At 59.9% G+C, this 11,490-nt stretch carries 11 protein-coding genes; 7 read left to right on the top strand and 4 right to left on the bottom strand.

What is annotated here, in order from left to right; translation table 11 throughout:
- Nucleotides 1-241: 241 nt before the first annotated feature.
- Nucleotides 242-598, bottom strand: coding sequence for a DUF6634 family protein (locus tag DT23_RS19605; RefSeq protein WP_156023976.1), 357 nt, complete (start codon nucleotides 596-598; stop codon nucleotides 242-244).
- A 742-nt stretch (nucleotides 599-1,340) separates the two neighbouring features.
- On the opposite strand from DT23_RS19605, the gene rbsD reads away from it, so the two are divergent.
- The 6 genes from rbsD to rbsK all read left to right on the top strand — a co-directional run bounded on the left by rbsD (nucleotide 1,341) and on the right by rbsK (nucleotide 7,226).
- Nucleotides 1,341-1,760: a D-ribose pyranase gene (gene rbsD, locus DT23_RS14805; protein ID WP_038132455.1), complete on the top strand. Its 420-nt coding sequence runs from the start codon at nucleotides 1,341-1,343 to the stop codon at nucleotides 1,758-1,760.
- 23 nt (nucleotides 1,761-1,783) lie between these two features.
- A complete protein-coding gene (locus DT23_RS14800) occupies nucleotides 1,784-3,271 on the top strand; it encodes a sugar ABC transporter ATP-binding protein (RefSeq protein WP_038132454.1) in 1,488 nt (495 codons plus the stop codon).
- 20 nt (nucleotides 3,272-3,291) lie between these two features.
- Nucleotides 3,292-4,296 carry a ribose ABC transporter permease gene (gene rbsC, locus DT23_RS14795; RefSeq protein ID WP_240473634.1) on the top strand — a complete coding sequence of 335 codons (1,005 nt, stop codon included), beginning with the start codon at nucleotides 3,292-3,294 and terminating at the stop codon, nucleotides 4,294-4,296.
- 35 nt (nucleotides 4,297-4,331) lie between these two features.
- Entirely contained in the window at nucleotides 4,332-5,213 is an 882-nt protein-coding gene (rbsB, locus tag DT23_RS14790) for a ribose ABC transporter substrate-binding protein RbsB (protein ID WP_038132452.1), read from the top strand.
- Between the two features lie 61 nt (nucleotides 5,214-5,274).
- Nucleotides 5,275-6,303: a LacI family DNA-binding transcriptional regulator gene (locus DT23_RS14785; RefSeq protein ID WP_038132451.1), complete on the top strand. Its 1,029-nt coding sequence runs from the start codon at nucleotides 5,275-5,277 to the stop codon at nucleotides 6,301-6,303.
- Nucleotides 6,300-7,226 carry a ribokinase gene (gene rbsK / locus DT23_RS14780; RefSeq protein ID WP_038132450.1) on the top strand — a complete coding sequence of 309 codons (927 nt, stop codon included), beginning with the start codon at nucleotides 6,300-6,302 and terminating at the stop codon, nucleotides 7,224-7,226. The genes DT23_RS14785 and rbsK overlap by 4 nt, the downstream gene beginning before the upstream one ends.
- A 46-nt stretch (nucleotides 7,227-7,272) precedes the next feature.
- Here the strand turns inward: rbsK and DT23_RS19600 are convergent, their stop codons facing one another.
- Genes DT23_RS19600 through DT23_RS14770 form a run of 3 tightly spaced genes read right to left on the bottom strand, consistent with a single transcriptional unit; the run spans nucleotide 7,273 to nucleotide 10,107 of the window.
- Nucleotides 7,273-7,596 carry a hypothetical protein gene (locus tag DT23_RS19600; RefSeq protein WP_156023975.1) on the bottom strand — a complete coding sequence of 108 codons (324 nt, stop codon included), beginning with the start codon at nucleotides 7,594-7,596 and terminating at the stop codon, nucleotides 7,273-7,275.
- 31 nt (nucleotides 7,597-7,627) lie between these two features.
- On the bottom strand, nucleotides 7,628-8,932 hold the full coding sequence (locus DT23_RS14775) for an MFS transporter (RefSeq protein WP_051697333.1): 1,305 nt from the start codon (nucleotides 8,930-8,932) through the stop codon (nucleotides 7,628-7,630).
- Nucleotides 8,929-10,107: a M20 aminoacylase family protein gene (locus DT23_RS14770; RefSeq protein WP_038132448.1), complete on the bottom strand. Its 1,179-nt coding sequence runs from the start codon at nucleotides 10,105-10,107 to the stop codon at nucleotides 8,929-8,931. Before DT23_RS14770 ends, DT23_RS14775 begins: the two co-directional genes overlap by 4 nt.
- A gap of 232 nt (nucleotides 10,108-10,339) precedes the next feature.
- On the opposite strand from DT23_RS14770, the gene DT23_RS14765 reads away from it, so the two are divergent.
- A complete protein-coding gene (locus DT23_RS14765) occupies nucleotides 10,340-11,404 on the top strand; it encodes a GlxA family transcriptional regulator (protein ID WP_205618251.1) in 1,065 nt (354 codons plus the stop codon).
- The last annotated feature ends 86 nt before the right edge of the window (nucleotides 11,405-11,490 follow it).

Here is an 11,490-nt window from a genome sequence, read left to right as displayed (position 1 = left end):
GGCTGGCAGCGGTTGATCAGATCGCTCAGGTATGAGGCATAGGCCTGCGGCACCGGGCCGCCCGGAGACAGCGCGAAAGAATGGGGGGCGTGGTGGGATACGACCACGGTCTCGCCTGCAAAAGGTTCTGACAACAGCGCCTCCAGCCATGCGACATGCTCACGATGCAGGACAGGGCTGGCGGGGCTTGTGCGCGATGGACTGTTGATTCCCTTCACCACGGTGCGGTTCAGAACTCGCCTTAATAGAAGGGATCGAGACGATGCGCACTCGGTGCGAGGCGTCCGTCTTTGCGAAGTTCTGCCAAGAACCCGTCATCACGTTCACCGAGTTTGTAGAACCGATTGCAACTCCGGGTCCAACCCTTAGCAGGTTGCATGTTCATGAGAGGCGACGTCCGGATGCGCGCGCCCTCGCGCAGATGCGGGTGGCCGGAAACTTGTCCGAAAACGAAGGGAACACCACTTTCCTTGATCGGGCACCACCTTTGAAGAAGGGGGGCATCCGCAAGATCCTCAATCGAAGGAGTGGATGTGCTGAGGCTAATGATCCAATCCTCAAAACTGACGATTTCGAAGACGCCGCGCGTTTCAGCCACGCCCATATCCTTCAGTGTGATCAGGGAAAGATAGGTCTGATAGAGAGGGCTCAGGGCAGGATCCTCTCGGATGTGCCGTCTCAATTTCTGAAAATCCGAGCCTCGGCCCCTGAGAGAGCGCAGGTCCGCAATCCGTTCGAGGTAGGGCTGCATGGCGCGGGTGGGTCTCGAGGCAGTCATGGTGGCAGTGTCATCCTTGGGACGGAGGAGGTTGTTGGGTGGATGTTACTCGTTTTTGTCCGCGTTGTGAATGTATAAGTAATTGAAAATAAATGGTTAATTTTTCGCATGATGCGATTGTCAGGCGAGTCCCTTGAGTTTGTTGGCTCAGAAGGCCACACGACGGCTCTCAAAGCCGTTTTTTCGCACAATTCTTCGAAAAGGTTTTGCGGCCTTGCCTCGCGCGCCAGTTGGACAAACGACCTTCCGGGACTGCCGCTTCACATCAGAAAGATAGAAGTCAGCGCAAGTCAGGCCCGGTTGCACCTACTCTCCAAGTCTGGAAGACCTGATTTTGCAAAGCCTAAATTTTCCCGATCTACGGAATCGCTATTTCGGCCATCCACGCAGTCCGTGTGCTACTGGCCTTCAATAACGACCAGATCACCATCTGGCATGCGCGATGCGTTGCGCCACATTGGGTCGTTATTGAAAAAAACGATTGCGCAAACGTTTTTCTTGAGACATCTTTCCTTTGAAAGCACGCTGAGAGGGCAGCCGAGAGTTTTCCGGAGGAGGACATATGAAACGATATGGGATATTGAATCCTGCGCTCAGTCGGGCGCTCGCACGGATGGGGCATACCGACGCCATCGTTATATGTGACGCGGGCTTGCCAATACCGGACGGGCCTGAACGCATCGATCTGTCCCTCCTCCCGGGTGTTCCGTCATTCCAAGATGTGCTGGCCGCAATCATGGCCGAGCTACAGATCGAAAGAGTCCAGATCGCAACCGAGTTCGTAGAACATAGCCGCAAGCTTCACGACGAAACGATCTCGCGAATGGATGCGCACACCGAGGTGCAAGGCGCGCCAATCGTAATTGAACGGATTAGTCACGAGGACTTGAAGCATGCAACGCGCAATGCCCGAGCCATCGTGCGCACCGGCGAATGCACGCCCTTCGCGAACGTCATCCTCTATTCCGGAGTGCCGTTCTGACGGCGCCACTTAAGGAGGCTAGCATGAGCAAAACCCTTCTCGAACTGCGCAACATTTCAAAGACTTTTGGGGATGTCAGGGTGCTTGATAGCGTTAGTCTTCGAGCGCGGGCAGGGCGCGTGCTAGCGCTTGTCGGTGAGAACGGGGCCGGAAAGTCGACCCTTATGAAGATCGTCACCGGCATCCATCAACCTGACCCGGGCGGCGAAATCTTGTTCAAGGGCACCCCCGTCGCCGTCGTCAATCCGCGTCAGGCCATCGATCTCGGGATCGGGATCATCCACCAGGAGCTAAACTTGCTACCGGGTCTGTCGGTGGCCGAGAATATCTTTCTCGGGCGCGAACCTCGACGCCCTTTCGGCCCGATTGACTGGCGCCAAATGCGCAGTGACACCGCCGAATTTCTGGCGTCGCTGCGACAGGATCATATTGACCCGCGTCAACCGGTCGAACGCCTTGGTGTCGGTGCGCAGCAGATGGTTGAGATCGCGCGCACGCTGTCGCAGCGGGCCGAAGTTATCATCATGGACGAGCCCACAGACGCCCTGACCGATGTCGAGACAGCAATCCTCTTTGAGGCAATCCGCCACCTGAAAGCCGAGGGCAAGGCGATCATCTACATCTCGCACCGGCTTGGCGAAATCTTCGCCGAATGCGATGACGTCGCTGTTCTACGCGACGGGCACCTCGTGCATGAGGGACAAGTTGCCGATCTGACCGAGGGACAGCTAATCCATCACATGGTCGGGCGTGACATCACCGATCAATATCCCTACGTGGCGCAAGTGCCCGGACCCGTGTTGTTAGAAGTCAAGAACCTCACCGCTCAAGGTATTTCCGGCATTTCCTTTGCCGCCCATGCCGGGGAAGTGGTGGGTTTCGCGGGCCTGATGGGCGCCGGACGAACCGAGCTAGGCCGCGCAATCTACGGCGCGAACCGTGCTGTTTCGGGCCAGATCCTGATCGACGGGCGTTCGCGTCAAATGCGCCACCCCAGCGACGGCGTGCGCGCGGGAATTGCCTATGTCACGGAGGATCGCAAATCCGATGGGCTGATCCAGCCGCACGCGATCCGGACGAACATGGCGCTAAGCGCGCTGCCTGCACTATCGCCCGGCGGCATGGTGCGACGCGGAGGGGAGCGCTCGGTGGTCGCTGAGTATATGCGCCGCTTCGCCGTCAAGGCACCAGACATGGAAACCGAGGTGAGCAACCTGTCGGGGGGGAACCAGCAAAAAGTGTCTCTGGCAAAATCCTTGCTGGCGGAACCAAAAGTCGTGATCCTCGACGAACCCACGCGCGGCGTCGATGTCGGTGCGCGCCGCGAAATCTACACCCTAATCAATGAGATGAAGTCGCGCGGACTGTGCGTCCTGCTGATGTCCTCGGACATGCCTGAACTGCTTGGCCTGTCGGATCGCATCCTCGTTCTGTCGCAAGGCCGCCTGACCGGCACCTTCGCACGCGGCGAGGCGAGCCAGCACGCAATCATGGAACGCGCCGTCGCGTAAACGAAAAGGAAGCCCCAGACATGAGCACCCCTGGCCCCGGACGCGACGCCGCCGCGATGACTGCCAAACCCACTTCGGCGGGCAATCTGTTACGGGCTTTTGCCGCCCAAAAATCGTTGATCGGGCTTCTGATCTTGATGGCTGTCGTTACCATGCTCAGCCCGCATTTCCTGACGACGGACAACCTGCTGATCGTCCTGCGCCAGACATCAATCAACGCGATTATTGCCTTCGGCATGACCTTCGTAATCCTGACCGCCGGGATTGACCTGTCAGTCGGGTCAGTGCTGGCTCTGACCGGCGCCGTCTGCGCCACGCTGATAGGCGCGAATTTCAGCCTGCCCATCGTGCTGATCGCCACGCTCCTGTTTGGCGCCGCACTTGGCGCCGTCAGCGGACTGATCGTCTCCATCGGACGGGTCCAACCCTTTATCGCCACGCTTGTCGCCATGACCGCCCTGCGCGGTGCGACCTTGGTGTTCAGTGGCGGCCGCCCGATCGACGCGGGCGAAGGTGTCGCTGCTGATGTCTTCTGGTATATCGGCGGCGGTTATCTTTTCGGCATCCCCGTGCCTGTGATCCTTGCTGGCGTGGTCTTTCTGATCTGCTGGTTCGCGCTCTCGCAGATGCGTTTTGGTCGCTATGTTTACGCAGTCGGAGGCAGCGAACAGGTCGCCCGTCTCGCCGGGATCAATGCGGGCCGCGTCAAGGTAGCGGTTTACGCAATCTCTGGTCTGATGGCCGCGCTTGCCGGCATCGTTCTGACTGCACGCCTACAAAGCGCTCAGCCCACCGCAGGCACCTCCTACGAACTCGACGCCATCGCCGCAGTCGTCGTCGGCGGCACCAGCCTGATGGGCGGGCGTGGCACCCTTTTCGGCACCCTCATCGGCGCGCTCATCATCGGCGTGCTCAACAATGCGCTCAACCTGCTGGATGTCTCGTCCTACTACCAGATGATCGCCAAGGGAGCCGTGATCCTGCTTGCCGTGCTGGTCGACAGCCGTAGCAAGGCACCGAACTAACCTGAAGAAAACGCAACCATCGGAGGAGATTAATTATGCGTAAGTTTCTTGCCCTCGCCGCCACCGCGGCATTTCTAGCAGGGGCTGGCACTGCCGCCCAAGCTGCCGACAAACTCGCCCTCGTTGTTTCGACACTGAACAATCCCTTCTTCGTCTCCCTGAAAGATGGCGCAGAAGCTCAAGCGAAGAAAATGGGCTTCGACTTGATCGTTCTGGACAGTCAGAACGATCCAGCCAAGGAACTGTCGAATGTCGAGGATGTGCTCAACAAGGGCATCAAGGTTCTGCTCATCAACCCGACCGATTCCGACGCGGTGAAGGCTGCGGTTCGCACCGCAAACCGCGCCGATGTGCCGGTGATCACGCTTGACCGCAGTGCCAATGGTGGCAAGGTCGCGACCCATATTGCCTCGGATAACGTGGCAGGCGGTAAGATGGCCGGGGACGAGATCATCAAGCTTTTGGGCGGCAAGGGCAAAGTGGCCGAGCTGCAGGGCGTTCCGGGCACCTCGGCTGCACGCGACCGTGGCAAAGGCTTCCACGAGGCGATCGACGCAGACAAGGGGATCGAACTGGTCGCCAGTCAACCCGCCGATTTCGACCGCACCAAGGGGCTCAACGTGATGGAGAACATCCTTCAGGCGAACCCCGACATCCATGCCGTCTTTGCCCAAAACGACGAGATGGCCTTGGGTGCGCTCAAGGCGATCGAGGGTTCGGGTAAGAAAATCTTCATCGTCGGCTTCGACGGCACCGATGATGGCATCAAAGCAGTGGAAGCAGGGACCTTGGCTGGGACGGTTGCACAGCAACCCGACCAGATCGGCGCGCTGGGTATCGATGCCGCCGCCAAGATTCTGAAGGGTGAGAAAGTTCCGGCCTTGACGTCGGTTCCCCTCAAGCTGATCACCAAGTAAGCTCATTGTGACACCAGCGGCGCCGGATTGATCCCGGCGCCGCCTTTTTTTTCAGAGGATCATGAGAAATAACATCACGATAAAAGACGTCGCGCGCGTGGCCGGGGTGTCAAACAGCACCGTCTCTCATGTCGTCAATAGCACTCGCTTCGTCTCGCCCGAGACGGCAAAACGGGTGCGCGCGGCGATCTCTGAGCTGGGTTTCGCCCCCAATGGCGTGGCGCAGGCGCTCAAGGGGCATCGCACCCGCACCATCGGGATGATCGTGACCTCTTCGACTAACCCGTTCTTCGCGGAACTAATCCATGGTGTCGAGACTGCCTGCTTCACACGGGGCTACAGCCTGATCCTGTGCAATTCCGATGATGACCGTGAGAAGGTTCAAGCCTATCTTGATACGTTGCGCGCCAAGCGGATCGACGCGCTGATTATCCTGTCGTCGAACCAGCAGCCGGGCCTGACGGCCGAGCTTGCCAGGACCTCCGGCGTTCCGACGGTGGCACTCGACGATGAGGATGCGGCACCTGCGAGCACCATCGCCGATGACAGTCTGACAGGTGGCGCTCTAGCAGCCGCCTATCTGACCGAGCGCGGATTTCGCCGTATCGCTTGCATCACAGGTCCGCTCGAACACTCCCGCTCGGCGATCCGTTTCAAGGGCTTCACCGAGGAACTTTCGCGCCGCGGTATTCCCTTTGACTCCGCGCTCGCCATCGCTTCTGAGCCGACCGTCGCGGGTGGCGATGTCGCCATGCGCGCGCTTCTATCCCTTCCGCAAGAACAACGGCCGCAGGCCGTGTTCTGTTTTAACGATGTCATGGCGATGGGGGCGCTCAGCGCGGCCTACCAATGCGACATCGAAGTTCCCGGCCAGATCTCTGTGATGGGATATGACGACATCGAGATCGCGGCGTTCACCGCACCTCCGCTCACGACGATCCGCCAGCCCATGCAAGACCTGGGCCAACGTGCAGCCAGCGTCATTATCGACCATCTCGAAACCGACGCGGACTTACCCGATCGCATCAGGCTTGCGCCGACGTTGATCGAGCGCAGTTCCGTCGGCCAAATATCAGGACCTCAAGAATGAGCATACTCGTCCTCGGCAGCGTCAATGTCGACATCACCAGCTATGGCGCACGCCTGCCCGCGCCGGGCGAAACCGTCCATGCAGAAAGCTATGCTATCGCGCTTGGGGGAAAGGGCGCTAACCAGGCGGTAGCAGCAGCACGTTTGGGGGGAGATGCCAAACTGGCCGGCCGGACTGGCACCGATGCCTTCGGGCAGATGGCCCGCGACTGGCTGGCGCGGACCGGTGTGGATACGGGACCATTATGGCAAGATCCGGACCATCCGACTGGAATTGCATCGATCGGGGTTTCCCGGGATGGCGAGAACGCGATAACCGTCGTCGGCGGCGCCAATATGGCCATCGGTGCCGAGGATGTGGCGCGCCTCGATTCAGCCTTTGCCTCGGCAAAGGTGTTGCTGTTGCAGCTCGAAACGCCGCTCGCGGCCGGACTTGCAGCCGCTGGCAAGATGCGCGCAGCCGGAGGGATGACTGTGCTCGACCCGGCACCTGCGCCACGCGCGCCCTTTGGTTCGGAGGTATGGCGCGCGGTCGACGCGATGACCCCCAACGAAACCGAAACCGAGGCCCTGACAGGTCTGCGCCCCACCGACTCGGCCAGCGCCGCGCGCGCCGCGTCCATCCTGATCGAACGCGGCTTGCGAATCGCAGTGATAAAAATGGGGGCTGGGGGCGTCTACTGGCGAGCCCCCGAAGGTGAAGGCCATCTTCCCGCCATGCACGTTACCGCGATAGATACGGTCGCAGCTGGGGACTGCTTCAACGGGGGGCTTGCCTTTGCGCTAGCGCGCGGCGACAGCCTGCCTGAAGCGCTGCGCATCGCCAATGCCTGTGGTGCCTTGGCGACAACACGCCGCGGAGCCTCTGACGCTGCCCCCACCTTGGCCGAAGTCGAAAGCCTGCTTAAGTCGCTTGGGAGCTAGATGCAACGAGCTGCTTCTCCGCGCGGATGCGGCCTAAGCGTGTTAGTCATGATTGGTTCCTTGATTTCAATGTCAGGACTGACGGGTCTTGTGTGCGATGGCCAGTTGCCCCCTTCATCACGGCGCGGTTCTCAGCGGAGCAAAAGAGTGCGGCCAGCGGTGAAGCGTTAGGTGTTTTCCTGCTAGGTCTACCGCTTTCCAGCATGTCGGGTGGAGACAAAGAGGCGGCTAATTCGGTTACCAAGGGTATCTGCCAAACATCCGTCGCGATGCGCCGCAGAACGGCGGAGACTTCCGTGTCGTGATCGCGCAAACGGCGATCAATCGTTTCCATAATTACTGCTATATCCTGCGCGGCATAAGAAGACATTTGCTGGTTCCTTGCCTCTTGCCTCTATTCGTTAAAGCGGCTTTGAAGTGCCATGAAGGGCAAGGCGGGTTTGCTCGGGGCGCACCCAGCCTGCGCAGATCAGCGCGACGATAAGGTTGAGACTGCCCACGAGTGCGAGCGTTCGCTCATAGCCCAGTCCCAAGTTTTCGCCAGCCTGGCTCACCATCCATCCGGCAAGGACCGGCGCAACGACGCCCGCGAAGGTGGTCAGCGCCACATGAATGGCGATCACGGAGGCGCGTTGGCGTTCGGTGCTGATGGCGCCGCAGACGATGATCCCGTAGCTTTGGGGCACGTTCAGAAGCACGAATCCCAGCCCCAGAAGCACGGTCTTGGTGATGAGGGGCAGCGCATGGGCGAACATGGCGACGTAAACAGCGCCCCCCATCACGCAGCAGAGCACAGGCAGAAAAACCATGGCGACGTGATAGGGCACGCCCTGTTTCAGCCAGCGCTGTGACAGACGCGACACCAGCAGCATCGCGGGAATGACGCAGAGCATGATCAGCATCACGATCGCCCCCATGCGGCTGGCACTGTAGCCAAGCGCCTTTTGCATGTAGGTGGGGTTCCAGCTTAGCCCCAGCCCTGCGGCCATAAAGCCGCTGAAACACAGGCCGGTCATCCCGATGAAGGTGCGGTTCAGCAATAAGCGGCGATAGGGCAACCAGCTGTCATCAAGATCTGGCGCGTCTTGTGTTGCGACAGGGCTGTCAGGGGCCTGTCCCTCGCGCCCTTGCCACAGCCAGACCAAGGCCCAGATGGCGCTGAGCAAGCCAAGCAGCAGATAGGCGCTACGCCAGCCCCAATGGGCGATGATCGGGGGCAGGCAGAGTGCGGCGATCAGAATGCCCACCATCAGCCCGGCATTGATGGCGGAAGCGGGCAAAACGCGTTGATGGGGCGCAAACCATTTCGAGGCCGAGAACTGAACCATTGCCGTTGAGGGCCCCGCGCCCGCGCCAAGAAAGATGCGAAAGATCACCAAAGCGGCGAGACCCGCACTCAGCGCGATCCCCGCCTGGCAAAGCGTCCATATCAAGGCGAGCAAAAGCAGCACCCAACGCGCCGCCAACCGGTTGCTCAGCAATCCAACGCCAACACCGGAGAGCGAATAGAGAAAGAAAAACGCCCCTCCGACCATCCCGAACTGGGTCGCGGATAGCTGCAATTCCTCCATGATATAGGGGCCCGCAAAGGCAAACACCGTCTTGTCTGCGGCGACGATCACGATGGCGAGAAACAGCAGGGCGAGGTTCAGGCGGCGCCCCACTGGCGCTGTGGCGGTCTTCGCTGTCAGGGAAATACCGCTCATCGTAGATACGCCTGCGTCAGGCGCGCCCAGTAACTTGCCCCGATGCTGATGATCTCGTCGTTGAAATCATATCCCGGATTGTGCAGCATCCGCCCGTTATGCCCCTCAACACCGTTTCCAAGCGCCACGTAACAGCCTGGAACCTGTTCTAGCATCCACGAGAAATCATCCGCCCCCATGGCCCCGGTGGGCAGCGGGATGATGGCGTTCGGACCGACCATGTCTTCGGCCACCCGGCGCGCCAGCGCGGCCGGTTCGTCTGCATTGCTCAGCACCCGGCTGATCGGACGCCAGTCGATCTCGGCCTCGACGCCAAAACTGCGCGCCTGAAACTCCACCAGTTCGCGCAGACGTGCCTCGATCAATGTCTGGACCTGAGGGTTGAAGGTGCGCACGGTCAGCGACATCTCGGCGCTGTCGGGAACCACATTGGCAACCTCACCCGCGCGTAAACGCCCGATCGAAACCACAGCCGCTTCGTTCGGTGCCACATTGCGCGACACAATGCTTTGCAACGCGTTGATGATCGCGCCGATAGCGACAATCGGATCGCGGCCATGCTGGGGCATCCCGCCATGGGTGCCTTGGCCGCGCAACGTGATATGCACGGTGTCCGATGACGCGGCAAGCACACCGGGCTGGATCACGAAGCTGCCCGCAGGCAATGTGGGGCCGTTATGCAGGCCAAACACCATATCGCAGGGAAAGCGTTCAAACAGCCCGTCCTTGATCATCCGTGGCGCGCCTCCAAGGCCCTCTTCCGCCGGTTGGAAGATCAGATTGAGCGTGCCATTAAACTCGCCATGAACGGCCAGATATTGGGCGGCAGACAGAAGAATGGTGGTGTGGCCGTCATGCCCACAAGCGTGCATACGCCCGGGCACTTCGCTGGCATAGGGGAGGCCGGTGCCCTCATGGATCGGCAGCGCGTCCATATCGGCGCGAATGCCCAACGCCTTGTCAGATGTGCCGCGCCGCAACTGGCCGATAACGCCGGTGCCACCAAGCCCCGTGCTGACCTCATAGCCCCATTGCGCTAGTTTCTCAGCCACCAGTTTCGACGTGACGCTCTCTTCAAAGCCCAGTTCCGGATGGCGATGGATCTGATGGCGCAACTCGATAAAGGACGGTTCGGTTTTCTTGATTTCGGGAATGACGCTGGAAGGTGAAGACATCTCGAGGCCTGCTTGAAAGTGGATGAATACGCAGGGTTCAGACTAGTCAGGGAGATTTAGGGCCGATACAGTCAGTTCCGACAACAATAATGCCGATCTCGCCAAGTTTCGGGACGTAGGTCGCGCGTGAAAATGGGTCTAACCAAAGCACACAGTCATCCCATCCATAGGATTTGCGCTGAAAAATGAAGTTGATTTCGCCAATTATCGAGCCGGTTTGGCCATGAAGAGCATGACTGTCCAATTCGACCTGCTGCATATTCCACAGGGAATGGACGGTATTTTGTTCAACGTCATCGACGTATTGCGGATCGCAAATCAGCTTTGGCGGTTGCGTAATCCCGCCAGGCGTGGCGTCTTGTTTCGCTGGCGCATCATCGATGCCAGAGGCGAGTCCTTGCCCTTGCCCGACTGGCTCGGCAGTTCCGACCTTGCGGGCGGCGCGCCGATGCCGCCGCCTTCGCGCAACGCGCTGTTGGTGCCCGGCCTGATGATGCGCAACGTCCCTGACCTGGAACGCCAGCTTGATCAGGCCGAGGCAGAATGCGCATGCATCGCGCGCTACCATGCACAGGGCCGCGTCATTGCGGCGGCCGTTAATGGCACTGCGCTTCTGGCGCGTGCCGGTGTTCTTGACGGGCGCAAAGCAACGACCAGCTGGATCATCGTTAACTGGTTCGCAGGTCGCTTTCCCGGTGTAAAACTGACCATGGACGGTCCGGTGGTAGAAGATGGCACGCTGTTTACCGTGGGAGCGCCCTCGGCCCATTACGATCTTGCCGTGGCGCTGGTGCGCCATTTCGCCGGTGAGGACCTTGCGCAAACACTGGGAAATGTCCTGATCCACAATCCGATGCGTATCGAACATGCCGGTCTTTCGCTCACCGGATTGTCGGTGCAAACCCGCGACAGCGTGGTGTTCAAGGCCAAACGCTGGCTTCGCACGCATATACAAACGCCCTACAGCTTGGATGACGTCGCGCGCGAGGCGGCGGTGAGCCCGCGCACATTGCTGCGCCATTTCAAGGAGATCGAGGGCAGCACGCCGCTGGATTATCTGCACCGGCTTCGCGTGGAAAGGGCCAAGCAGCTTCTGGAAGTGACGCTGATCGATCTCACTGAGGTGATGGAGTATTGCGGCTATCACGACCCCAGCGCCTTCCGCCGCTTGTTCCGCCGTGCCACAGGCATGACGCCTTCCGCCTATCGGCGCAACTACACACTGCGCGCAAGTGGGCGCTGGTGGCGCGCCGATGAAGACGACACAGAGGACTTGATCAGCGAGTTGGGGTTTTGAAATCTTATACTGGTAGCTTCTGCCGGGTCGGATCCCGTATCCCCAAGGTCACAGCGCCGAAGGATCTTGTTGCACATATCAGTGAT

Source organism: Thioclava indica, from assembly GCF_000714545.1.
GTDB lineage: Bacteria > Pseudomonadota > Alphaproteobacteria > Rhodobacterales > Rhodobacteraceae > Thioclava > Thioclava indica.
This window is presented reverse-complemented; position numbering and strand designations above follow the sequence as displayed.

What these genes read in the sequence shown, in the direction of transcription:
- rbsD (WP_038132455.1), top strand. Translation starts at nt 1,341, where the DNA reads ATGAAACGATATGGGATATTGAATCCTGCGCTCAGTCGGGCGCTCGCA.
- DT23_RS14800 (WP_038132454.1), top strand. Translation starts at nt 1,784, where the DNA reads ATGAGCAAAACCCTTCTCGAACTGCGCAACATTTCAAAGACTTTTGGG.
- rbsC (WP_240473634.1), top strand. Translation starts at nt 3,292, where the DNA reads ATGAGCACCCCTGGCCCCGGACGCGACGCCGCCGCGATGACTGCCAAA.
- rbsB (WP_038132452.1), top strand. Translation starts at nt 4,332, where the DNA reads ATGCGTAAGTTTCTTGCCCTCGCCGCCACCGCGGCATTTCTAGCAGGG.
- DT23_RS14785 (WP_038132451.1), top strand. Translation starts at nt 5,275, where the DNA reads ATGAGAAATAACATCACGATAAAAGACGTCGCGCGCGTGGCCGGGGTG.
- rbsK (WP_038132450.1), top strand. Translation starts at nt 6,300, where the DNA reads ATGAGCATACTCGTCCTCGGCAGCGTCAATGTCGACATCACCAGCTAT.
- DT23_RS19600 (WP_156023975.1), bottom strand. Translation starts at nt 7,596, where the DNA reads ATGTCTTCTTATGCCGCGCAGGATATAGCAGTAATTATGGAAACGATT.
- DT23_RS14775 (WP_051697333.1), bottom strand. Translation starts at nt 8,932, where the DNA reads ATGAGCGGTATTTCCCTGACAGCGAAGACCGCCACAGCGCCAGTGGGG.
- DT23_RS14770 (WP_038132448.1), bottom strand. Translation starts at nt 10,107, where the DNA reads ATGTCTTCACCTTCCAGCGTCATTCCCGAAATCAAGAAAACCGAACCG.
- DT23_RS14765 (WP_205618251.1), top strand. Translation starts at nt 10,340, where the DNA reads ATGACTGTCCAATTCGACCTGCTGCATATTCCACAGGGAATGGACGGT.